This window comes from Pseudomonas sp. TE9122 (assembly GCF_056278925.1).
Genome location: NZ_JBWBQI010000001.1, coordinates 4537461 through 4558740, shown reverse-complemented (window position 1 = coordinate 4558740; position 21280 = coordinate 4537461). Strand labels below are relative to the sequence as shown.

Below are 21280 nucleotides of genomic sequence, written 5' to 3'. Positions count from 1 at the left end.
AAAGCGCCCATGACTTCCAGAGCCCTGATTGCCCTCGCCGAGGGCATCGACGATTTGCAAAGCGTGACCCTGATCGACGTGCTGCGCCGCGCCGGCATCGAAGTGGTCGCCGCCAGCATCGAAGGCCGACGCATGCTGACCTGTGCGCGCGGCACCCGGCTGACTGCCGACGGCATGCTGGTCGATGTACTGGCACAGACTTTTGACCTCATTGTCCTGCCGGGCGGTGCCGTCGGTTCCCGGCATCTGGCGGCGCATCAACCCTTGCAGCAATTGCTCAAGGACCAAGCCAGGGCCGGCCGCCTGTTCGCCGCCATCGGCGAAGCTCCAGCTGTCGCCCTGCAAGCATCAGGCGTGCTGCGCCAGCGACGCATGACCTGCCTGCCCGGCGCCAGCCATCAACTATCAGGCTGTACGTTTGTTGATCAAGCGGTGGTGGTCGACGGCAACTGCATCACCGCCCAAGGCTCGGGCGCGGCGCTGGAATTTGCCTTGACCCTGGTCGAGCAGCTTGCTGGCAAGGCGTTGCGGGCGAGGGTAGCGGGGGAGTTGATGGCCTGAAGGATTCAGGCCTTCTCTTCCACCGGCACATGCATCCGATCCCGACTCGCCAACGTCGGAAACAGTTTGATCCACGTCCCCGTTACCACCAGCGTGCCGATCCCGCCCATCACCACGGCCGGCACGGTGCCGAACCAGTGGGCGGTGAGGCCGGATTCGAATTCGCCCAACTGGTTCGATGCGCCGATGAACAGGCCGTTGACCGCACTGACCCGGCCGCGCATTTCGTCGGGGGTTTCCAGTTGTACGAACGAGGCGCGGATGACCATGCTGATCATGTCCGCTGCGCCGAGCACCACCAGCACCGCCAGCGAGAACCAGAACGAGGTCGACAGGCCGAACGCGATGGTAGCGACGCCGAAGATGCCGACGGCGGTGAACATCACCCGGCCGACATTGCGTTCCACGGCAAATCGCGCCAGAAACAGCGACATCAGCAACGCACCCACCGCCGGCGCCGAGCGCAACAGGCCAAGGCCCCACGGGCCGGTCAGCAGAATGTCCTTGGCGAATACCGGCAGCAACGCCGTGGCGCCACCGAGCAACACGGCGAACAGGTCCAGCGAGATCGCTCCGAGGATGTCCGGACGGCTGCGGATGAAGCGAATTCCCGCCAGCAGCGAGTCCAGCGTGGCTTTGCCTTTATTCAATGGCGTCTGGCGTGCCGGCAGGTTGAGCATCAGCGCGCAGGCGATCACGTACAGCAGCACGGTCGGGCCGTAGACCCAGACGCTGCCGAACGCATAGAGCAAACCGCCAAGAGCCGGAGCGACGATAGTGGCCGACTGCTGCGCCGATTGCGCGGCGGCAACCGCACGGGGGAAAAGCGCACTGGGGACGATGCTCGGCAGCAAGGCCTGAGTCGTCGGCATCTCGAACGAACGGGCGGCGCCGAGCAGGAAGGCGAGGATGAAAATCATCTCGCGGGTGACGTGATCGGTGGCGCTGCCGATAGCCAGCGCCAAGGCAATCAGTGCCTGCAACGACTGGCAAAGCGCGGCGACCTTGCGCCGATCATAGCGATCGGCAACGTGCCCGGTGTGCAGCATGAACAGCACGCGCGGGGCGAATTCGACCAGACCGACCAGGCCCAGATCCAGCACGTTGCCAGTCAGCTGATACAGGTTCCAGCCGATCGCGACGGTGAGCATCTGGAAACCGCTGGCGGTGAAAATCCGCGCCAGCCAAAAGGCCATGAATGGTCGATGGTGACGTAACAGCAGGGGCTCTTGAATGGGCATCTGAAGGCAGGTCTTGGGCGAGTGAACGGCGAGATTATCACCAGTCTGTAACAGGAAGTTGCTAGGAGAAACAATTCAGTTAGCCAGACATCGATCTTTCATGCTGACAATCAACCCTGTGGTGAGGGGATTTATCCCCGTTGGGTCGCGCAGCGGCCCCAAAAGCTGGAAGCGACGACTGCTGCGCAGCCGAACGGGGATAAATCCCCTCGCCACAGGAGAGTGAGGCAACTTGTCACGCGGCAAACCACCACGCAGTTCATTGGTAAAAATGGGACTACTCTTTCAACGTTGCTTGATCCAGATCAAGATCCCGACCGGAACTGATCTGGCGGCCATTTGGCCAGACTCCCTGCGTTGCGATGGTTGCAAAAAAAGAACGAATCCGAATTCGCCGCACTCCATATCCGTGGGGGCAGTGGTGCAGGCCTCCGGGCCAGCTACCCGTATTACCTGACAGAGGAAGCCATATGTTCGGTTTAGAGGCTCTGGATCTCGCCCGAATTCAGTTCGCGTTCACCATCTCGTTCCACATTCTGTTCCCGGCCATCACCATTGGCCTGGCGAGTTACCTGGCGGTGCTCGAAGGCTTGTGGCTGAAGACCCGCAACGACACCTACCGCGATCTCTACCATTTCTGGTCGAAGATTTTTGCCGTCAACTTCGGCATGGGCGTGGTTTCCGGGCTGGTCATGGCTTATCAGTTCGGCACCAACTGGAGTCGTTTTTCCGACTTCGCCGGTGCCGTCACCGGGCCATTGCTGACCTATGAAGTGCTCACCGCGTTCTTCCTTGAGGCCGGTTTCCTTGGCGTCATGCTGTTCGGCTGGAACAAGGTCGGGCGCGGCCTGCACTTCTTCTCGACGGTGATGGTAGCGATCGGCACGCTGATTTCGACCTTCTGGATTCTCGCCTCCAACAGCTGGATGCAGACCCCGCAAGGCTTTGAAATCGTCAACGGTCAGGTCATCCCCACCGACTGGCTGGCAATCATCTTCAACCCGTCATTCCCTTACCGGCTGATGCACATGGCCACGGCCGCGTTCGTCGCCACGGCGTTCTTCGTCGGCTCGTCGGCGGCCTGGCACCTGCTGCGCGGCAGGGACAACCCGGCGATCCGCACCATGCTGTCGATGGCGATGTGGATGGCATTGATCGTCGCGCCGATCCAGGCTGTGATCGGCGACTTCCACGGCCTCAATACGCTCAAGCATCAGCCGGCAAAAATCGCTGCGATCGAAGGCCACTGGGAAAACCATGGCGACGAAGCGACGCCGCTGATCCTGTTCGGCTGGCCGGACATGAAAGAGGAACGCACCAAGTTCGCTGTGGAGATTCCCTACCTCGGCAGCCTGATCCTCACGCACTCGCTGGATAAACAAGTACCGGCGCTGAAGGAATTCCCACCGGAAGACCGGCCGAATTCGACCATCGTGTTCTGGTCGTTCCGGATCATGGTCGGCCTCGGTTTCCTGATGATCTTCACCGGTTTGTGGAGTCTGTGGCTGCGCAAACGCGACTCGCTGTATACCTCGCGGCCGTTCCTGCATCTGGCGTTGTGGATGGGGCCGTCCGGCCTGATCGCAATTCTTGCCGGCTGGTTCACCACGGAAATCGGTCGTCAACCGTGGGTGGTCTATGGCCTGATGCGCACCGCAGATGCTTCGTCCAACCACAGCTTCATGCAGATGAGCATCACCCTGATCATGTTCGTCGTGGTGTATTTCGCGCTGTTCGGCGCGGGGCTCGGCTACATGATGCGCCTGGTGCGCAAAGGGCCGAAGATCAGCGAAGGCAGCGCAACGCCGGACGGTGGTCCAGGCAAGAAACGCACCCCGGCGCGTCCGTTGTCCGCAGCCGATGATCCGGCCGAGGGCGAGCACGAAGACAACACTCGCTTGACCAAGGAGATTTGACTCATGGGTATCGATCTTCCGCTGATCTGGGCCGTGATCATCATCTTCGGCATCATGATGTACGTGGTCATGGACGGCTTCGACCTGGGCATCGGCATTCTCTTCCCGTTCGTGCCCGGCAAGACCGATCGCGACGTGATGATGAATACGGTCGCCCCCGTATGGGACGGCAACGAAACCTGGCTGGTGCTGGGCGGGGCGGCGTTGTTCGGCGCCTTCCCGCTGGCCTATTCGGTGGTGTTGTCGGCGCTGTACCTGCCGCTGATCTTCATGCTCATGGGCCTGATCTTTCGCGGTGTGGCCTTCGAGTTCCGCTTCAAGGCGAAGGATGAAAAACGTCACCTGTGGGACAAGGCATTCATCGGTGGTTCGATCGCGGCGACGTTCTTTCAGGGCGTGGCGCTGGGTGCGTTCATCGATGGTTTGCCGGTGGTCAATCGCCAGTTCGCCGGCGGTTCACTGGATTGGCTGACACCGTTCACGCTGTTCTGCGGCGCGGCGCTGGTGGTGGCCTATGCCTTGCTCGGCTGCACCTGGCTGATCATGAAAACCGAAGGCAAGTTGCAGGAACAAATGCATGATCTGGCGCGACCGCTGGCGTTCGTCCTGTTGGCAGTGATTGGTGTCGTCAGCCTGTGGACGCCACTGTCGCATCCTGAAATCGCGTCGCGCTGGTTCAGCATGCCGAACCTGTTCTGGTTCATGCCGGTGCCGATTCTGGTGCTGGTCACTTTGTACGGCCTGATCCGCGCGGTGGCACGTAACGCCAACTACACCCCGTTCCTGCTGACCCTGGTGCTGATCTTCCTCGGCTACAGTGGCTTGGGCATCAGCCTGTGGCCGAACATCGTGCCGCCGTCGATATCGATCTGGGACGCCGCCGCGCCGCCGCAAAGTCAGGGCTTCATGCTGGTGGGCACGCTGTTCATCATTCCGTTCATCCTGGGTTATACCTTCTGGAGCTACTACGTGTTCCGCGGCAAGGTCACCCACGAAGATGGTTATCACTAATCCAATGCTGGGCTTGCCCTGTGGGAGCGAGCCTGCTCGCCAAGGCGTCCGCAGTGACGCCTTGGCTTAACGGAGATCGATGCAATGACCGGCAAACATTCCCTGCACGACATTGAAGAAGCCGAAAAAAAGCCGCTGTGGCAGCGGCTCGGCTGGTTGGCCCTGATCTGGGTTGGCAGTGTCGGCGTGTTGTTCATCGCCGCCAGCCTGATGCGCATGTTCATGAATGCCGCGGGTTTGACCACCCACTGAAATATCCCGTCCCGGCGCCTTCGGGTATGGACTCGCAACCCTCCTCACGGAGGGTTTTTTTATGCCGCAGATTTATTTGCGCGCTTTGAGGATGACGAATTTCGGCGTGGCCGCCACTTGCTCGACGCCACGAAACAAGCGCGCCAGTTTGCTGTGATAGCCCAGATGCCGATTGCCGACAATGTACAGCGCACCGCCGACCACCAGCGCCTCGCGCGCCTGCTGGAACATGCGCCAGGCGAGGAAATCGCCGACCACCTGTTGCTGATGGAACGGTGGGTTGCACAGCACCACGTCCAGCGACTGCGGCGCCTGCCCGGCCAGACCATCGCCAGCGCGCACGATCACTTCGCGATCGCCCAATGCCGCGCGCCAGTTCTCGGCAGCCGATTGCACCGCCATGAACGATTCGTCGACCAGCGTGTAATGCGCATCCGGGTTCTGCAAGGCGCTGGCGATTGCCAGAACACCGTTGCCGCAACCGAGATCGGCAACCCGTGCGCTGCCAAGGTTCTTCGGCAGATGCGGCAGAAAAGCGCGAGTGCCGATGTCGAGGCCTTCGCGGCAGAACACATTGGCGTGGTTGAGCAGTTCGATTGCCGGTTCGTCGAGGCGATAGCGAGTCGGATAGGGCGATGTGGCGAGCGCTTTGGTTTCAGGCGTGGCGATCAGCAGTCGGGCTTTCTTCACGGCCAGCGACGCCTGCACCGGGCCAATGTAGCGCTCGAGCAGATCGCCGGCAGCGCGCGGCAGATGCTTGACCATGGCGGCGGCGATCACTTGCGCGCCCGGCGCGAGTTGCCCTTGCAGGCGGATCAACTGCTCTTCCAATAGCGCCAGCGTCTTGGGAACGCGGATCAGCACCCGGTCAAACGGCCCGACCAAGGGCTCACTGGCCGGAATCGGACGAATCGCATCGAACGCCTGGCCATTGCGTAGCAGATTCTTTTCCAGCCCGACGAAACCGAGGAACGAGTCGCCGCTGCTGCTCACCTCGACCTTGCCCTGCAGGCTGATCGCCAAGGCGCCAAAGCTGTCATTGAGCACCAGCACGCGGGTGCTGCTCTGAGGTTGTCCGCTGGCGAGATGATTGAGCAGGTATTCGTCCGCCGCATCGAAGGCTTGCAGCGGTTCATTCTGCTGTTCAGGCTGGCGGATCAGGTCGAGCTGGGCGAAAGGCGTTTCGAGCAAGGGCATGGGGCGGGGACTCAGGATATTCGGCAGATATCCCGTTGCCGGCAGATGGTGCGACGGGATCCGACCGAGTGGACTGCGATGCAAGCAGGTTGCGTCATCACTCGGAAAGGCCTGAATGGTACGTTTTTTTGCGCGTAAATACTCGCAGGATTACCGTGCGATATCGCTCGTCAGTCAGATAATCCCGGCACGAGCGGCGGCAATCACCGCGGAAATCTTGTTGCAGACGTTGAATTTTTCGATGACGTTTTGCACATGATAGTTAACGGTGCGTTCGCTCAGGCTGAGGATTCTCGAAATATCGTGAGCGGTTTTGCCCATGGCGGACAATTTCATGATCTCCAGCTCCCGGGACGATAGCCTCGGCTTGCTGGGTTTGGCCGGTGTGGGCACGGTGCGGGCATACAGGTCACTGAAGTGTCGGTTGGCAAAAAACAGATAACCGTAATGCTCATACAGTTCGAGCGGGCTGATCGGGCAGTGGGTTCGAGCCAGACTGATGATGCTGCACAAACCGCTGGTTTCGTCATGAAAGGCCTGCGACCAGCCATGCTGCAGCCCATTCTGTTTCAACGCCTGCCACAACTCGGGTGCATCGTTGAAGACTCTTTCTTCCCAGACAATGGGTAATATTGAGTGATTGCAATGCGCTATTACCGGATCAATATTGCGGAAGTTCTCTTTGTTGTACTGAATGTTCCATTCTTTAGGGTAGTTATTGATCTGCAAGGCATTCAGGTGGACATCACGATGAGGGGACGTCACTGCTATTGCACAGTAGTTAAAGCCCAGATTCTCGGCAAATCTCAGCAGTATCGGGTATGCCGCTTCAATGCCTTTGGCAAATGTCAGTTGTTTCAATTGTGATTCCTTCCACGTTTCCATGAACTTTGCCTCTGTATCTTGATATCGGGGTGCGGAATGGATCCAAAAGATCCGGCACGAATCGAAGTGTAGGATCTTTCCTGCGAAACGCCTTACATTTTTTCGAGATTGAAACTTTGATGTTTTTTATAAAGTGTTCTTAGCAATACGCGCTGTTATATTTTAACTGTCATCTTAAAGTTATTACTCTAGATCTAACATTGACATCACATCAAATGTGCAGCGCTGATTCTGTCAATATCATTACCAATGGAAGGTGTTTGGCAGCGCGGTTTTGCGGGACACTGTGGGCAATCGTTTCAAGGAGTGCCTCATGACTGCCAGTGCCGAGAAGTACACCACCCAGACCTTGCTCGATGTGCAACCGTTGACGGCGAACCTGTTCACGCTGCGCACCAGCCGCGACCCAGGCTTTCGCTTTCGTGCCGGCCAGTTCGCCCGACTGGGCGTCACCAAGGCCGATGGGAGCACGGTCTGGCGCGCCTATTCGATGGTGTCGTCGCCGTTCGACGAGTATCTCGAGTTCTTTTCCATCGTCGTGCCGGGCGGCGAATTTACCAGTGAGCTGAGCCGGCTTCAGGTCGGCGACAGCTTGATGGTAGAACGCCAGGCGTTCGGCTACCTGACGCTGGATCGCTTTGTCGATGGCCGAGACCTGTGGTTACTGTCCACCGGCACCGGGCTGGCACCGTTTCTGTCGATCCTGCAGGACTTCGAGGTCTGGGAGAAATTCGAGCGGATCATTCTGGTTTACAGCGTGCGGGAGGCGCGGGAACTGGCTTATCAGGAGTTGATCGCCGGGTTGGCGCAACGGGACTATCTGAGCGAATACGCCCACAAGCTGCAATTCATCCCCACTGTGACCCGCGAAGCGCATCCAGGCGCGCTGCGGGGCCGGATTACTACGCTGATTGAAAACGGCGAGCTGGAACGTGCGGCGGGCGTTGAGCTCTCGCCAGAGCATTCGCGTGTGATGTTGTGCGGCAACCCGCAGATGATCGACGACACCCGCGCCTTGCTGAAACAGCGCGACATGCGCCTGAGCCTGACGCGCAAGCCGGGGCAGGTTGCGGTGGAAAATTACTGGTAACGAAAACGGCACCCGCGGGTGCCGTTTTGATGACTACCGAATGCCTCAGGGCCGCTCGTTCTGCGCCTTGAGCAGGTCGCGAATTTCGCCCAGCAGTTGCTCTTCCTTGCTCGGGATCGGCGGCGCGGTCGGTGCTACGGCTTCTTCGCGCTTGAGGCGGTTGATGGCTTTGACACCCATGAAAATCGCGAAAGCGACAATCACGAAATCCAGCACCGTCTGCAGGAATTTGCCGTAAGCCAGCACCACTGCGGGCGCATCGCCCTGGGCTGCTTTGAGCGTGACAGCCAGATCACTGAAGTCCACTCCACCGATCAACAGGCCAATCGGCGGCATGATCACGTCGCCGACAAACGACGAAACGATTTTGCCAAACGCCGCGCCGATGATGATACCGACGGCCATGTCGACCACATTGCCTTTGACCGCGAAGGCCTTGAACTCGCTAAGCACGCCCATAGTTATTTCCTTGTTACAGATGAGTTTGGTGTTGGCAGTGTAAATCAGCGAAACGCCTCCTGCGCGAAACACCTTCTTACAATGCCCGTTTTTATCGACACATCGATTGACGATTAGTTTGCAAATTGCCAGCAATCGCGCGCGGAATACGCGCTAACCCGCTGACGGGAAAGCCAATTTCTTCAATCATGGTGTTACGTTCTTTCTATTTATGTTCTGCGGCACAGGCCTCTAGCCTTGGTGTGGCGCACCTGGATGCGCCCAATAAAACCAGAGGAACCTGATATGACATCCACTCCTGGACTGGGGGCTTTTCCCTTCCGCCGCACCTTCGGCGTACTGACTGCCGGGCTGCTGACCTTCTCGGTCAACGCCGCTCCGCTGACCCGCGATAACGGCGCGGCAGTCGGTGACAATCAGAACTCGCAAACTGCCGGCGCCAACGGCCCGGTGCTGCTGCAGGATGTGCAACTGATCCAGAAGCTGCAGCGCTTCGATCGTGAACGCATCCCCGAGCGCGTCGTACACGCACGCGGCACCGGCGCTCACGGCACCTTCACCGTGACCGATGACCTCAGCGACCTGAGCAAGGCCAAGGTGTTCGCCGCAGGCCAGAGCACGCCGGTATTCGTGCGTTTCTCGGCGGTGGTGCATGGCAACCATTCCCCGGAAACCCTGCGCGACCCGCGGGGTTTCGCCACCAAGTTCTACACTGCTGACGGCAATTGGGATCTGGTCGGCAACAATTTCCCGACCTTCTTCATCCGCGATGCGATCAAATTCCCGGACATGGTGCACGCCTTCAAGCCCGATCCGCGCACCAACCTCGATGACGATTCGCGCCGGTTCGATTTCTTCTCCCATGTACCGGAAGCCACCCGCACGCTGACCGAGTTGTATTCCAACTACGGCACTCCGGCCAGTTATCGGGAGATGGATGGCAATGGTGTTCATGCCTATAAGCTGATCAATGCGAAGAATGAAGTTCACTATGTGAAGTTTCACTGGAAAAGTCTTCAAGGCATCAAGAATCTCACGCCAAAACAAGTCAGCGAAGTTCAGGGTCAGGATTACAGTCATATGACCAACGACTTGGTCAGTAATATCAACAAGGGCAACTTTCCGAAGTGGGACTTGTACGTGCAGGTTCTCAAGCCACAGGATTTGTCCAAGTTTGATTTCGATCCACTGGATGCAACCAAGATCTGGCCGGGTATTGCCGAGCGCAAAGTTGGACAAATGGTCCTGAACCGTAATCCGGCCAATGTCTTCCAGGAAACCGAACAAGTTGCCATGGCTCCAGCCAACGTAGTTCCGGGTATCGAACCTTCGGAAGACCGCTTGTTGCAGGGGCGAGTGTTCTCTTATGCCGATACGCAGATGTATCGCCTCGGCGCCAACGCTTTGCAATTGCCGATCAACGCACCGAAAACCGCAGTGAACAATGGCAATCAGGATGGTGCGATGAATTTCGGCGCCAGCCAGTCCGGCGTCAACTACCAGCCAAGCCGCCTGCAACCGCGTGAAGAAACGCCAGCGGCGCGTTACAGCCAGTCGGCGCTGTCGGGCAGCACGCAGCAGGCGAAGATCCAGCGTGAGCAGAACTTCAAGCAGGCCGGTGATCTGTATCGCTCGTACAGCAAGCAGGAACGCCGCGACCTGATCGACAGCTTCGGCGGCTCGCTGGCCACCACTGATGACGAGAGCAAGCACATCATCCTGTCGTTCCTGTACAAGGCCGACCCTGAGTACGGCAGCGGTGTGACCGAAGTGGCCAAGGGCGACCTCAACCGCGTGAAAGCATTGGCGGCGAAACTGACCGACTGATAGCGATGCGGCGCACGCGAGGGCCAGTGCGGCCTCGCGTGCGTTGAAGGAGAGAGCCTGATGCGTATTTTTCTTTTTTGGTTGACTGCGTCGCTGTCTTTCACCGCGTGGGCGGCACCGGTCGAGCAGAGCCCCGAGGCGATCAAGGCGCAGTTGCAGGATTACTACTTCGACGCCGCCCGCCGGGGTGATGTGCCGATGCTCGAGACCTTTATCGAATCTGGCTATTCCCTCGATACCCGCGACAGCAAGGGTTACACCGCGCTGATTCTGGCGGCCTATCACGGTCAGGCGCCGGCGGTTGAACGCCTGCTCGCCGCTGGCGCAGATGCCTGCGCTCAGGATCAACGCGGTAACACGGCGCTGATGGGCGCGATATTCAAAGGCGAATTACAGATCGCCCGACGCCTGATGGCCAGCGATTGCAGCCCCGACCAGCGTAACGGCGCCGGCCAGACAGCAGCGATGTACGCCGGGCTGTTCAAGCGTCTGGAATTGCTTGATGCGTTGAAAGCCAGAGGCGCCGACCTCAATGCCGAGGATCCGCTGGGCAACAGCGCCGCACGTCTGGCCAGCGGCGAAATCCGTACTGCTGCGCCGCGCTGATCGGCGGTGGCTGCGTTATCATCGCGTCTTTTGTTCCGGGGGTTCTGATGGCCAAGGCCAAGCGCATGTACGGCTGCACCGAGTGCGGCGCAACCTTTCCCAAGTGGGCCGGGCAGTGCGGCGAGTGCGGTGCCTGGAACACTCTGACTGAAACCATGATCGAAAGCGGCGGCGCCACGGCACCCACCGGGCGCACCGGTTGGGCAGGGCAGCAGGCACAGATCAAGACGCTCGCCGAAGTCAGCATCGAAGAGATTCCACGTTTTTCCACCGCCTCCGGTGAGCTCGATCGCGTGCTCGGCGGTGGTCTGGTCGATGGCTCGGTTGTGCTGATCGGCGGTGATCCGGGGATCGGCAAATCGACCATTCTGTTGCAAACCCTGTGCAATCTGGCCAAAAGCATGCCGGCGCTGTACGTCACTGGTGAGGAATCCCAGCAGCAGGTGGCGATGCGCGCCCGCCGTCTCGGCCTGCCGCAGGATCAACTGCGGGTGATGACCGAAACCTGCATCGAAACCATCATCGCCACCGCTCGCCAGGAAAAGCCCAAGGTCATGGTGATCGACTCGATCCAGACCATCTTCACCGAACAGCTGCAATCGGCGCCGGGCGGCGTGTCGCAGGTGCGTGAAAGTGCGGCGCTGCTGGTGCGTTACGCCAAGCAGAGCGGCACGGCGATCTTCCTCGTCGGCCACGTCACCAAAGAGGGCGCCTTGGCCGGTCCGCGTGTTCTGGAACACATGGTCGATACCGTGCTGTATTTCGAAGGTGAATCCGATGGTCGTCTGCGTCTGCTGCGTGCGGTGAAGAACCGTTTTGGCGCGGTCAACGAATTGGGCGTGTTCGGCATGACCGACAAGGGCCTGAAAGAAGTCTCCAACCCATCGGCGATTTTTCTTACCCGCGCTCAGGAAGAAGTCCCGGGCAGTGTGGTCATGGCGACGTGGGAAGGCACCCGACCGATGCTGGTGGAAGTGCAGGCGCTGGTCGACGACAGCCATCTGGCCAACCCGCGTCGGGTGACGCTGGGCCTGGATCAGAACCGATTGGCTATGTTACTCGCGGTGTTGCACCGCCACGGCGGGATTCCGACCCACGATCAGGACGTCTTCCTCAACGTGGTCGGTGGCGTGAAGGTGCTGGAGACAGCGTCGGATCTGGCGTTGATGGCGGCGGTGATGTCGAGTTTGCGCAATCGGCCGTTACCGCATGATCTGCTGGTGTTCGGCGAAGTCGGCCTGTCCGGCGAGGTGCGCCCGGTGCCAAGCGGGCAGGAGCGGCTGAAAGAAGCGGCCAAGCACGGTTTCAAACGCGCCATCGTGCCGAAGGGTAATGCTCCGAAGGAATCGCCGGCGGGGTTGCAGATCATTGCCGTGACCCGCCTTGAACAAGCACTTGACGCACTGTTTGAGTGAACGCCGAACCTCTGTGGTGAGGGGATTTATCCCCGTTGGGGCGCGTAGCGGCCCTGAAAAAAACGGGTCTGCTGCGCAGCCCAACGGGGATAAATCCCCTCGCCACATAAGTCCCTTCACCACATAGATCCCCCTCACCACAGGGCATTCCAATTCGGGGTTGGGGGTGGCGCTAGATTTCGATCAGCGCACCCAGTTCGCGCTCCAGCTCGGCCTCATCCGCCAGATTCAGTTCGATCAAGCGGCGCAGGCGCTGGATCGATTCCAGGCTGATGTGCCGGCAGATGAACCCCAAGTGGCCGTTTTCCTCGTGGGCCAGATGCACGTCCATTTCGATATCGACGTCTTCGCTCAAATGAATGTCGACTAGGAAGTCCTGCTCTTTATCCCCAAGCCACGGCTCCGGTCGCTCGATCAGCAGGCCCTTGAGCGACAGGTCGATCAACTTGACCGGCCAGATGTACTCGCCCTGTTTCAGCTCGGTTCGGGCATCGAACGCAATACGTTTGAAACGACGTCGATTGGCGGGGTGCTCGCTCATGGCGCAATCCTCATGAAGGTTCGCTGACTATAGACCGCGAATGCGGGCGCCAGCCAATCGCTCAAGCGTCTAGACCTATGTCGGGGTATGGCCTTTGGCGCCGTAAGCGCTAAACTCGGGGTGGCTGTCTTTCTTGTCCACCCTGGCTGGAATAATAAAATGAAAAATAATAATAGCCTGCTGCGCCACTTACCCTGGCTCGTGCTGGCAATCGTAGGAGCGTGCGCCCTGGGCGTAGTGGCATTGCGCCGCGGCGAGGCGATCAACGCCTTGTGGATTGTGGTCGCTGCCGTGGCCATTTATCTGGTTGCGTACCGTTACTACAGTCTGTTCATCGCCAACAACGTGATGCAACTGGATCCGCGTCGGGCCACCCCCGCCGTGCTCAACAACGATGGTCTGGACTACGTGCCGACCAACAAACACATTCTTTTCGGTCACCACTTCGCGGCCATCGCTGGCGCGGGGCCGCTGGTCGGTCCGGTGCTGGCGGCGCAGATGGGGTATCTGCCCGGCACACTCTGGCTGATTGCCGGTGTGGTGCTGGCGGGCGCGGTGCAGGACTTCATGGTCCTGTTCATGTCGACCCGACGCAACGGCCGTTCCCTGGGCGACATGGTGCGTGAAGAGATGGGCCGGATTCCCGGGACCATCGCACTGTTCGGCTGCTTCCTGATCATGATCATCATCCTCGCGGTGCTGGCGCTGATCGTGGTCAAGGCCCTCGCCGAGAGCCCGTGGGGCATCTTCACCGTGATGGCGACCATCCCGATCGCGATGTTCATGGGCATTTACATGCGCTACATCCGCCCGGGCCGCATCGGCGAGATCTCCGTGGTCGGTGTGTTGCTGCTGCTCGGTTCGATCTGGCTGGGCGGGCAGATTGCTGCCGATCCGGTATGGGCCAAAGCCTTCACCTTCACCGGTGTGCAAATTACCTGGATGCTGGTCGGTTACGGTTTTGTCGCCGCGTCGCTGCCAGTGTGGCTGATTCTGGCACCGCGTGACTATCTGTCGACCTTCCTCAAGATCGGCACCATCGTCGCCCTGGCGATCGGTATTCTGGTGACCATGCCCGAGCTGAAAATGCCGGCACTGACCCAGTTCGTCGACGGCACCGGCCCGGTGTGGAAGGGCGGTCTGTTCCCGTTCCTGTTCATCACCATCGCCTGCGGTGCGGTTTCCGGTTTCCACGCGTTGATCTCGTCGGGCACCACGCCGAAGCTTTTGGATAACGAAACCAACGCCCGCTACATCGGTTACGGCGGCATGCTGATGGAATCGTTCGTGGCGATCATGGCCATGGTTGCCGCTTCGGTGATCGAGCCAGGCGTGTACTTCGCCATGAACAGCCCGGCCGCCGTGGTCGGCAGTGATGCCGCGTCAGTGGCGCAAATGGTCACCAGCTGGGGCTTCGCGATCACGCCGGAAGCGCTGCAAGCCGTGGCCCACGACATCGGTGAAACCACCATTCTGGCCCGTGCTGGCGGTGCGCCGACCCTGGCGGTCGGTATCGCGCAGATCCTGCACAGTGTCCTGCCGGGTGAAAACACCATGGCGTTCTGGTACCACTTCGCGATCCTGTTCGAAGCGCTGTTCATCCTCACCGCTGTGGACGCCGGTACCCGTGCCGGGCGTTTCATGCTGCAGGATCTGCTCGGCTCCTTCGTACCGGCGCTGAAACGCACCGAATCGTGGACCGCCAACCTGATCGCCACCGCCGGTTGTGTGGCGATGTGGGGCTGGTTGCTGTATCAGGGCGTGATCGATCCACTGGGCGGCATCAACACCCTGTGGCCATTGTTCGGCATCTCCAACCAGATGCTCGCCGGTATCGCGCTGATGCTCGGCACCGTGGTCCTGATCAAGATGAAGCGCCAGCGCTACATCTGGGTCACCCTGTTGCCGGCCACCTGGCTGTTGATCTGCACCACCACTGCTGGCTTCATCAAGCTGTTCGACGCCAACCCGGCGATCGGCTTCCTGTCCCTGGCCAAGAAGTACAGCGATGCGCTGGCCAACGGTCAGGTGCTGGCGCCGGCGAAAAGCGTCGAGCAGATGCAGCACGTGATCTTCAACGCCTACACCAACGCCACACTCACCGCGCTGTTCCTCTTCGTGGTGTTCAGCATCCTGTTCTATGCGCTCAAGGTCGGCATCGCCGCCTGGGGCAAGAAAGAGCGTACGGATAAAGAATCGCCATTCCAGGCCCTGCCGGATGCGTAACCAGAGGATTGCAGCATGTTCAATGACCTGAGTCGCCTCGGTAAATACCTCGGTCAGGCCGCGCGCCTGATGGTCGGCATGCCCGACTACGACACCTACGTCGAGCATATGCAAACCAAACACCCGGACAAACCGGTGATGAGCTACGAGATGTTCTTTCGCGAACGTCAGGAAGCCCGTTACGGTGGCAAGGGTGGGCCGAAGTGCTGTTGAGCTGACAGCCTGCGGTTGAGGTAATCCCCTGTGGGAGCGGGCCTGCTCGCGAATACGGAGTGTCAGTTGATGAAGGATTTGACTGACACACCGCTTTCGCGAGCAGGCTCGCTCCCACATTTGTTTTTGTGTTCTTTTCAGGAGATCGGGTTTTGTCTTCTCCCATTCCGGTAACGGTCCTCAGCGGTTTCCTCGGCGCCGGCAAGACCACTTTGCTGCGTCATTTATTGAAAGCCGAGCACGGCCTGAAAATCGCCGTGATTGAAAACGAATTCAGCGACGCCGGCATCGACACCCAACTGCTGGGTGACGAGCCGGTGCAGGTCATGACCCTGGCCAACGGCTGCGTCTGCTGCACCATTCACACCGATCTGACCAAGGCGCTGTACTTGCTGCTCGAGCGCCTGGACAGCGGCGAGATCGCCTTCGATCGTCTGGTGATCGAGTGCACCGGTCTCGCCGATCCGGCACCGGTGGCGCAGACCTTTTTCATCGACGAAGAGCTGCGCGAGCGTTACCTGCTCGACGGCATCATCACCCTGGTCGACGCCGCCCACGCCGACGTGCACCTGACCCAGACCATCGCCCAGGCGCAGATCGGTTTCGCCGATCGCTTGCTGGTGAGCAAGACCGATCTGGTCGATGAGGCGACGTTCACCGCGCTGAGCGAGCGCCTTACGCGGATCAACCGCCGCGCGCCGATCCGCGTGGTCGAGCATGGCAACATCGATCTGGCTGAACTGCTGGATGTGCGTGGTTTCAACCTCAATGCTGACCTGGGCGGCGGTTTGAGCTTGCGTCCGGTGAGCAAGGCGCCGTCGATCGATCGCATCTCCAGCCTGGTGCTGCGCACCGATCAGGCGCTGGATATCGATCAGCTCAGCGAATTCATGAACGAACTGCTGGAAGAACACGGCAGGCAATTGCTGCGCTACAAAGGCGTGCTGAATATTGCCGGGGAAGATCGGCGCCTGGTTTTTCAGGGTGTGCTGAAACTCTATGGTTTCGACTGGGACACCGAATGGGCCGAGGGCGAGACGCGGGAAAGTGTGATCGTGTTTATCGCCGATGACTTGCCGGAAGAGAAGATTCGGGCGGGGTTTGCCAGGGTTGCAGCGCAACAAGCCTGATAATTTCAATAGCTCAACGGGCCTCTTCGCGAGCAGGCTCGCTCCCACAGTAGAACGCATTCTGTCAGAAGGAATGCAATCCACTGTGGGAGCGAGCCTGCTCGCGAAGGCGGTCTAACCGACAGCACAATGCTCAAGGTCTGGAGCGAGCAGTGTCTGCTCAAGATGATCCAGATGCCGATTCATCAGCCCCTCTGCCTTGGCAGCATCACCTCGCTCCACAACCTCAACCAACGCCAAATGTTCCTGCCATGCGCAACAGCTTTGCGTCGAACACTGACTCCGCGCAATCGCCAACGACGTCAGCGGCACCAGACTGCGCAGAAAATGCGCCAACGGCAGATTTCCCGCCATCCGTGCCAACTGCAAATGAAACTCCCCCGACAACCGAATCGCCGCCCCGCGCCGATCCTGCTCGACGGCGCGCTTCTCGCGCTCTATCAACGTGCGCAAGCATTTCAAATCGTCTGGCTGCGGACGCTGACACGCCAACCGCACCAACGTGTTCTCAGCCAACCGTCGCGCATGCAAGGTCTGCCGGATCAGCTCCCGATCAGGCGCAGCCACTCGTGGTCGATGATTGGCGCGTAATACCACGATCTGCTCATGGGACAACTGCGTCAGCACCCGTCGTACATCGGCGCGGCCGGCGCCGAACATCGCTTGCAGACTGTCCTCGGTGAACCGGCTGTCTTCATCGATACGCTGCTCGAGAATCGCGTCGAACAGTCGCGGATACAACTCCTCCACCGGCATGCGCAGGCGAGAGACGGGCAGGGCGGTCGAATCGGCATGCGAGGCTGAAGCAAAACTGTTCATGGCCGTTCTCCTGGCAAATCAGGTGGGCAGGTTGTCGTCCGGGATGTTCAGCTCAACGCCCATGCGCTGGCCTTCGCGCAGAATGTGCCGACGCATTTCGGCGCTGGCCTGAGCGCTGTTCTTGCTGCGGATCGCGCGGACCACCGCTTCGTTTTCTTCCAGACGTTCGGCCAGATGTTCCGGGGAATTGCGCAACACTTCGGCGCTTTGCTTGAGGGCATTGCTGGTCTGCTGCACCACGCTCTGGAAAATCGGGTTCGAAGTCAGCGTGAACAGTTCTTCGTGGAAAGCGATGTAGGCGCTGACCCCGGCTTCACTGTCACCGGCCTCGAGGGCTTCGCGCATGTCCATCAGGGTCAGGCGCAACTGGCCGACTTCCTTGCCGCTGATCGATTGCGCAACCAGCCCGACAATGAACGGTTCCAGGGTGTAGCGCAGCTGCAGCACATCTTCCAGGCTCGCCCCGGCGACTGCGCTGTCGTGGCTCTGGCTGTCGCTGAGTTGCGCATCGAGGACGACCACGCCTTTGCCCGGCATCGAGCGCACCAGGCCGAGTGTTTCCAGCACGATCACCGCTTCGCGCAGGCTCGGCCGGCTGATGCCCAGCTGTTCGGCCAGTTCACGCTGGCCCGGCAGCATGTCGCCGGAGCGCCACTGGCCTCGGGCCAACGCGGCGCGGAGTTTTTCCACCACTGAATTGACGACGGTTGAAGTTGTAATCACGTATTGGCTCCCTGCGCCGTGCCTGCGCATTGGCAGGCACGGCACTCATTCAGAATTCTTTCGCCGCCGCCGGAGCGACGGTTTTTCGCGGTTGAAAGTTATAGCCCTGTTCGCCATTGAGCACCTTGTTCGCTCGCTGTACATCGATGTCCTTTTCCCAGCGGGCGATGGCCACGGTGGCGACGCAGTTGCCGATCAGATTGGTCAGCGCGCGGCCGATGCCCATGAACCAGTCCACGGCCAACACCAGCACCAGGCCGACCACGGGAATCGCCGGGATCGCCGTCAGCGTTGCCGCCAGGATCACCAGTGCCGAACCGGGAATGCCGTGGGCGCCTTTGGAGGTGATCAGCGACACCAGCAGAATGGTCAGCAAGTCGGTCATCGCCAATGGCGTGCCGGTGGCGTTGGCGATGAATACGATGGCCAGGGTCAGGTAAATCGAGAAGCCGTCGAGGTTGAACGAGTACCCGGTCGGGATCACCAGACCGACCGTCGAGCTGCCAATACCGAGGTGTTCGAGCTTGCGCATGATCTGCGGCAGTACGGCGTCGGAAGAGGCGGTGCCCATCACGATGAGCAGTTCTTCCCGCAGGTACTTGAGCAGCGGCCACATGCGCAGGCCGGAGACGCGCATCACCAGACCGAGGATCAGCGCGACGAAGGCGACGCAGGTCAGGTAGAACAGACCGACCAGACTGCCCAGGTGCTGCAACGAATCGAGGCCGTATTTGCTGGTGGTGAAGGCGATGGCGCCGAATACGCCGATCGGCGCCAGCCGGACGATCATGCCCATGATGCGGAAGATCACGTGGCTGAGTTCGTTGATCAGTCGCGAAATCCCGGAAGCCGCTTCGCCAACCAGATTCAGTGCACTGCCGAACAGCACCGAGAACAGCAGCACTTGCAGAATATTGTTGTCAGCGAAGGCACCGATCACCGAGGTCGGGATCAGGTCCATCAGAAATTGCGTGGTGGTGTGCATGTGCTGGCTGCGCTCGGCGAGGTCGCCCATGTCGGCGCTGGAGAGCTGCTCCAGATGAATGTTCGCGCCGCTGCCAATGCCGGTGCTGAAGGCGAACACCAGACCAATCACCAAGGCGATGGTGGTCAGCACTTCGAAGTAGATCACCGACTTCAGGCCGATGCGCCCGACCTTCTTCAGATCGCCCGCGCCGCTGATGCCGCTGACCACCACGCAGAACACGATCAGGCCAATCAGCATCTTGATCAGTTTGATGAAGCCATCGCCGAGCGGTTTGAGCTGAGCGGAGTATTCAGGAAGGGTCAGCCCGCAGACGATGCCGAGCATCAGTCCGAGAACCACTTGAAGGAAGATTGAACGCGAGCACCATCTGAGCATGGGAGGAATCCTGGGTCGGTGTCCTGGCTGCCGCACGCGTTGCGCATCGGATGCAGGACTTAATTATTGTGGTCTTACCGGTATGTCCAGTGCAGGCGCAGTCTAGGCTTGGTTTTTTCCTGATTACAAGGGGAAAGCATGAAATTGGCATGACCGGTCTGACCAGCGGCCAAAGCCGCGTAGGAGCTGCCGAAGGCTGCGATCTTTTGATCTTGTTTATAAAATCCAGATCAAAAGATCGCAGCCTTCGGCAGCTCCTACAGGTGAATTGCAGGCGAAAAAAAAACCGGCCAATCACTTGGCCGGTTTTCCATACTGCGGGTTTAACGTCGCATTTAAGCGCCGTACACCGGCAGTTTCTTGCAGATGGCTTTGACTTTCTCGCGAACGGCGTCGATCACCGCTTCGTTGTTCAGGTCAGCCAGGATGTCGCAGATCCAGCCGGCCAGCTCTTTGCACTCAGCCTCTTTGAAACCGCGAGTGGTCACAGCCGGAGTACCGAAGCGCAGGCCGGAAGTCACGAACGGCGAGCGTGGATCGTTCGGCACGGAGTTCTTGTTCACGGTGATGAACGCTTTGCCCAGAGCGGCGTCAGCGTCTTTGCCGGAGATGTCCTGCTTGATCAGCGACAGCAGGAACAGGTGGTTTTCAGTACCGCCCGATACCACGTCGAAACCGCGCGCGATGAACACTTCGGCCATGGCCTTGGCGTTCTTCACCACTTGTTGCTGGTAAGCCTTGAACTCAGGCTGCAGCGCTTCCTTGAAGCAGATCGCCTTGGCCGCGATCACGTGCTCCAGCGGGCCACCCTGGGCGCCCGGGAATACTGCGGAGTTGAGCTTCTTCTCGATCTCGGCGTTCGCTTTGGCCAGGATCAGACCGCCACGTGGACCGCGCAGGGTCTTGTGCGTGGTGGTGGTCACGACGTCGGCGAACGGCACCGGGTTCGGGTACACACCAGCGGCAACCAGACCGGCGACGTGAGCCATGTCGACGAACAGGTAGGCGCCAACCTTGTCAGCGATCTCGCGGAAGCGCGGGAAGTCGAGGATCTGCGAGTAGGCAGAGAAACCGGCAACGATCATTTTCGGCTTGTGCTCGACCGCCAGACGCTCGACTTCGTCGTAGTCGATCAGGCCGTTGGCATCGATACCGTATTGAACGGCGTTGTACAGCTTGCCCGAGGAGGAAACGCTGGCGCCGTGGGTCAGGTGACCGCCATGGGCCAGGCTCATGCCCAGAATGGTGTCGCCACCTTGCAGCAGAGCCAGGTAAACAGCGGCGTTGGCTTGGGAACCGGCGTGCGGCTGAACGTTGGCGTAATCAGCACCGAACAGTTCCTTGGCACGGTCGATGGCCAGTTGTTCAACCACGTCAACGTATTCGCAACCACCGTAGTAACGCTTGCCCGGATAGCCTTCGGCGTACTTGTTGGTCAGGACCGAGCCTTGAGCTTCCATCACCGCTGGGCTGGTGTAGTTTTCCGAAGCGATCAGCTCAATGTGTTCTTCCTGACGCTGAGCTTCTTGCTCCATGGCGGCAAAAAGGTCGGCGTCGTACTTGGCAATAGTCAAATCACGGCTGAACATGGCGGTCCTCAAGGATCGGGGGCAGAAAAGGGGGGCATTCTAACCCAACCGCTTTTGGATGACATATGAAACGACGTCATGTCGCAGACAAGTGGCGTTCATGACAGATGTGCGGTGCTTTTGCCGGCCCCTTCGCGAGCAGGCTCGCTCCCACATTTGAGATGCATTCCCCTGCTGCAATGCATTCCCCTGTGGGAGCGAGCCTGCTCGCGAAGG

20 protein-coding genes are annotated in these 21280 nt (G+C 59.7%); 11 read left to right on the top strand and 9 right to left on the bottom strand.

What is annotated here, in order from left to right:
• The first annotated feature begins 9 nt into the window (after positions 1–9).
• Positions 10–561 (top strand): DJ-1 family glyoxalase III, encoded by a 552-nt coding sequence (locus ACZ9BE_RS20540; RefSeq protein WP_150742273.1) that lies wholly within the window; start codon positions 10–12, stop codon positions 559–561.
• 5 nt (positions 562–566) lie between these two features.
• Here the strand turns inward: ACZ9BE_RS20540 and ACZ9BE_RS20535 are convergent, their stop codons facing one another.
• Positions 567–1802 carry an MFS transporter gene (locus tag ACZ9BE_RS20535; RefSeq protein WP_095181867.1) on the bottom strand — a complete coding sequence of 412 codons (1236 nt, stop codon included), beginning with the start codon at positions 1800–1802 and terminating at the stop codon, positions 567–569.
• 470 nt (positions 1803–2272) lie between these two features.
• On the opposite strand from ACZ9BE_RS20535, the gene ACZ9BE_RS20530 reads away from it, so the two are divergent.
• From ACZ9BE_RS20530 to ACZ9BE_RS20520, 3 genes are all read left to right on the top strand, one after another.
• The gene (locus tag ACZ9BE_RS20530; RefSeq protein ID WP_041477768.1) at positions 2273–3718 is read left to right on the top strand and encodes a cytochrome ubiquinol oxidase subunit I; all 1446 of its coding nucleotides are present in this window, start codon (positions 2273–2275) and stop codon (positions 3716–3718) included.
• 3 nt (positions 3719–3721) lie between these two features.
• Positions 3722–4729, top strand: coding sequence for a cytochrome d ubiquinol oxidase subunit II (gene cydB, locus ACZ9BE_RS20525; RefSeq protein ID WP_024014408.1), 1008 nt, complete (start codon positions 3722–3724; stop codon positions 4727–4729).
• 84 nt (positions 4730–4813) lie between these two features.
• Positions 4814–4981, top strand: coding sequence for a DUF2474 domain-containing protein (locus ACZ9BE_RS20520; RefSeq protein ID WP_016773090.1), 168 nt, complete (start codon positions 4814–4816; stop codon positions 4979–4981).
• A 72-nt stretch (positions 4982–5053) separates the two neighbouring features.
• Here the strand turns inward: ACZ9BE_RS20520 and ACZ9BE_RS20515 are convergent, their stop codons facing one another.
• Together ACZ9BE_RS20515 and ACZ9BE_RS20510 are read right to left on the bottom strand one after the other, a co-directional pair.
• A complete protein-coding gene (locus ACZ9BE_RS20515) occupies positions 5054–6178 on the bottom strand; it encodes a methyltransferase (RefSeq protein WP_476249862.1) in 1125 nt (374 codons plus the stop codon).
• Between the two features lie 174 nt (positions 6179–6352).
• The gene (locus ACZ9BE_RS20510) at positions 6353–7063 is read right to left on the bottom strand and encodes an autoinducer binding domain-containing protein (RefSeq protein WP_041477771.1); all 711 of its coding nucleotides are present in this window, start codon (positions 7061–7063) and stop codon (positions 6353–6355) included.
• Between the two features lie 313 nt (positions 7064–7376).
• Between ACZ9BE_RS20510 and ACZ9BE_RS20505 the strand changes: the two genes are divergently transcribed.
• Positions 7377–8153 (top strand): ferredoxin--NADP reductase, encoded by a 777-nt coding sequence (locus ACZ9BE_RS20505; RefSeq protein ID WP_460094697.1) that lies wholly within the window; start codon positions 7377–7379, stop codon positions 8151–8153.
• Between the two features lie 45 nt (positions 8154–8198).
• Here ACZ9BE_RS20505 and mscL read toward each other — a convergent pair whose 3' ends face one another.
• Complete coding sequence (gene mscL, locus ACZ9BE_RS20500) at positions 8199–8612, bottom strand: large-conductance mechanosensitive channel protein MscL (protein WP_024014404.1); 414 nt, start codon at positions 8610–8612, stop codon at positions 8199–8201.
• Between the two features lie 285 nt (positions 8613–8897).
• Here mscL and katB point away from each other — a divergent pair, with 285 nt between their 5' ends.
• Genes katB through radA form a run of 3 tightly spaced genes read left to right on the top strand, consistent with a single transcriptional unit; the run spans position 8898 to position 12460 of the window.
• Positions 8898–10439: a catalase KatB gene (gene katB / locus ACZ9BE_RS20495; RefSeq protein WP_476249861.1), complete on the top strand. Its 1542-nt coding sequence runs from the start codon at positions 8898–8900 to the stop codon at positions 10437–10439.
• A gap of 60 nt (positions 10440–10499) precedes the next feature.
• Positions 10500–11045 carry an ankyrin repeat domain-containing protein gene (locus ACZ9BE_RS20490; protein ID WP_150638460.1) on the top strand — a complete coding sequence of 182 codons (546 nt, stop codon included), beginning with the start codon at positions 10500–10502 and terminating at the stop codon, positions 11043–11045.
• Between the two features lie 47 nt (positions 11046–11092).
• On the top strand, positions 11093–12460 hold the full coding sequence (gene radA / locus ACZ9BE_RS20485; protein ID WP_095181861.1) for a DNA repair protein RadA: 1368 nt from the start codon (positions 11093–11095) through the stop codon (positions 12458–12460).
• Positions 12461–12632: 172 nt separating this feature from the next.
• Here the strand turns inward: radA and ACZ9BE_RS20480 are convergent, their stop codons facing one another.
• Positions 12633–13001 (bottom strand): PilZ domain-containing protein, encoded by a 369-nt coding sequence (locus ACZ9BE_RS20480; protein WP_041477779.1) that lies wholly within the window; start codon positions 12999–13001, stop codon positions 12633–12635.
• Positions 13002–13160: 159 nt separating this feature from the next.
• On the opposite strand from ACZ9BE_RS20480, the gene ACZ9BE_RS20475 reads away from it, so the two are divergent.
• The 3 genes from ACZ9BE_RS20475 (at position 13161) to yjiA (ending at position 16570) form a co-directional block, all read left to right on the top strand.
• Positions 13161–15227, top strand: coding sequence for a carbon starvation CstA family protein (locus tag ACZ9BE_RS20475; protein ID WP_041477781.1), 2067 nt, complete (start codon positions 13161–13163; stop codon positions 15225–15227).
• Positions 15228–15242: 15 nt separating this feature from the next.
• Positions 15243–15440, top strand: coding sequence for a YbdD/YjiX family protein (locus ACZ9BE_RS20470; protein WP_003228401.1), 198 nt, complete (start codon positions 15243–15245; stop codon positions 15438–15440).
• Between the two features lie 152 nt (positions 15441–15592).
• Positions 15593–16570 carry a GTPase gene (yjiA, locus tag ACZ9BE_RS20465; protein WP_476249860.1) on the top strand — a complete coding sequence of 326 codons (978 nt, stop codon included), beginning with the start codon at positions 15593–15595 and terminating at the stop codon, positions 16568–16570.
• A gap of 114 nt (positions 16571–16684) precedes the next feature.
• Here yjiA and ACZ9BE_RS20460 read toward each other — a convergent pair whose 3' ends face one another.
• The 4 genes from ACZ9BE_RS20460 to glyA all read right to left on the bottom strand — a co-directional run bounded on the left by ACZ9BE_RS20460 (position 16685) and on the right by glyA (position 21064).
• A complete protein-coding gene (locus tag ACZ9BE_RS20460; RefSeq protein WP_476249859.1) occupies positions 16685–17389 on the bottom strand; it encodes a GntR family transcriptional regulator in 705 nt (234 codons plus the stop codon).
• 18 nt (positions 17390–17407) lie between these two features.
• Positions 17408–18112, bottom strand: coding sequence for a FadR/GntR family transcriptional regulator (locus ACZ9BE_RS20455; protein WP_476249858.1), 705 nt, complete (start codon positions 18110–18112; stop codon positions 17408–17410).
• 49 nt (positions 18113–18161) lie between these two features.
• Positions 18162–19475 carry a C4-dicarboxylate transporter DctA gene (locus ACZ9BE_RS20450; RefSeq protein WP_041477785.1) on the bottom strand — a complete coding sequence of 438 codons (1314 nt, stop codon included), beginning with the start codon at positions 19473–19475 and terminating at the stop codon, positions 18162–18164.
• Positions 19476–19810: 335 nt separating this feature from the next.
• Positions 19811–21064 carry a serine hydroxymethyltransferase gene (gene glyA / locus ACZ9BE_RS20445; protein WP_041477786.1) on the bottom strand — a complete coding sequence of 418 codons (1254 nt, stop codon included), beginning with the start codon at positions 21062–21064 and terminating at the stop codon, positions 19811–19813.
• Between the last annotated feature and the right edge of the window lie 216 nt (positions 21065–21280).

What these genes read in the sequence shown, in the direction of transcription:
- ACZ9BE_RS20540 (WP_150742273.1), top strand. Translation starts at nt 10, where the DNA reads ATGACTTCCAGAGCCCTGATTGCCCTCGCCGAGGGCATCGACGATTTG.
- ACZ9BE_RS20535 (WP_095181867.1), bottom strand. Translation starts at nt 1,802, where the DNA reads ATGCCCATTCAAGAGCCCCTGCTGTTACGTCACCATCGACCATTCATG.
- ACZ9BE_RS20530 (WP_041477768.1), top strand. Translation starts at nt 2,273, where the DNA reads ATGTTCGGTTTAGAGGCTCTGGATCTCGCCCGAATTCAGTTCGCGTTC.
- cydB (WP_024014408.1), top strand. Translation starts at nt 3,722, where the DNA reads ATGGGTATCGATCTTCCGCTGATCTGGGCCGTGATCATCATCTTCGGC.
- ACZ9BE_RS20520 (WP_016773090.1), top strand. Translation starts at nt 4,814, where the DNA reads ATGACCGGCAAACATTCCCTGCACGACATTGAAGAAGCCGAAAAAAAG.
- ACZ9BE_RS20515 (WP_476249862.1), bottom strand. Translation starts at nt 6,178, where the DNA reads ATGCCCTTGCTCGAAACGCCTTTCGCCCAGCTCGACCTGATCCGCCAG.
- ACZ9BE_RS20510 (WP_041477771.1), bottom strand. Translation starts at nt 7,063, where the DNA reads ATGGAAACGTGGAAGGAATCACAATTGAAACAACTGACATTTGCCAAA.
- ACZ9BE_RS20505 (WP_460094697.1), top strand. Translation starts at nt 7,377, where the DNA reads ATGACTGCCAGTGCCGAGAAGTACACCACCCAGACCTTGCTCGATGTG.
- mscL (WP_024014404.1), bottom strand. Translation starts at nt 8,612, where the DNA reads ATGGGCGTGCTTAGCGAGTTCAAGGCCTTCGCGGTCAAAGGCAATGTG.
- katB (WP_476249861.1), top strand. Translation starts at nt 8,898, where the DNA reads ATGACATCCACTCCTGGACTGGGGGCTTTTCCCTTCCGCCGCACCTTC.
- ACZ9BE_RS20490 (WP_150638460.1), top strand. Translation starts at nt 10,500, where the DNA reads ATGCGTATTTTTCTTTTTTGGTTGACTGCGTCGCTGTCTTTCACCGCG.
- radA (WP_095181861.1), top strand. Translation starts at nt 11,093, where the DNA reads ATGGCCAAGGCCAAGCGCATGTACGGCTGCACCGAGTGCGGCGCAACC.
- ACZ9BE_RS20480 (WP_041477779.1), bottom strand. Translation starts at nt 13,001, where the DNA reads ATGAGCGAGCACCCCGCCAATCGACGTCGTTTCAAACGTATTGCGTTC.
- ACZ9BE_RS20475 (WP_041477781.1), top strand. Translation starts at nt 13,161, where the DNA reads ATGAAAAATAATAATAGCCTGCTGCGCCACTTACCCTGGCTCGTGCTG.
- ACZ9BE_RS20470 (WP_003228401.1), top strand. Translation starts at nt 15,243, where the DNA reads ATGTTCAATGACCTGAGTCGCCTCGGTAAATACCTCGGTCAGGCCGCG.
- ACZ9BE_RS20460 (WP_476249859.1), bottom strand. Translation starts at nt 17,389, where the DNA reads ATGAACAGTTTTGCTTCAGCCTCGCATGCCGATTCGACCGCCCTGCCC.
- ACZ9BE_RS20450 (WP_041477785.1), bottom strand. Translation starts at nt 19,475, where the DNA reads ATGCTCAGATGGTGCTCGCGTTCAATCTTCCTTCAAGTGGTTCTCGGA.
- glyA (WP_041477786.1), bottom strand. Translation starts at nt 21,064, where the DNA reads ATGTTCAGCCGTGATTTGACTATTGCCAAGTACGACGCCGACCTTTTT.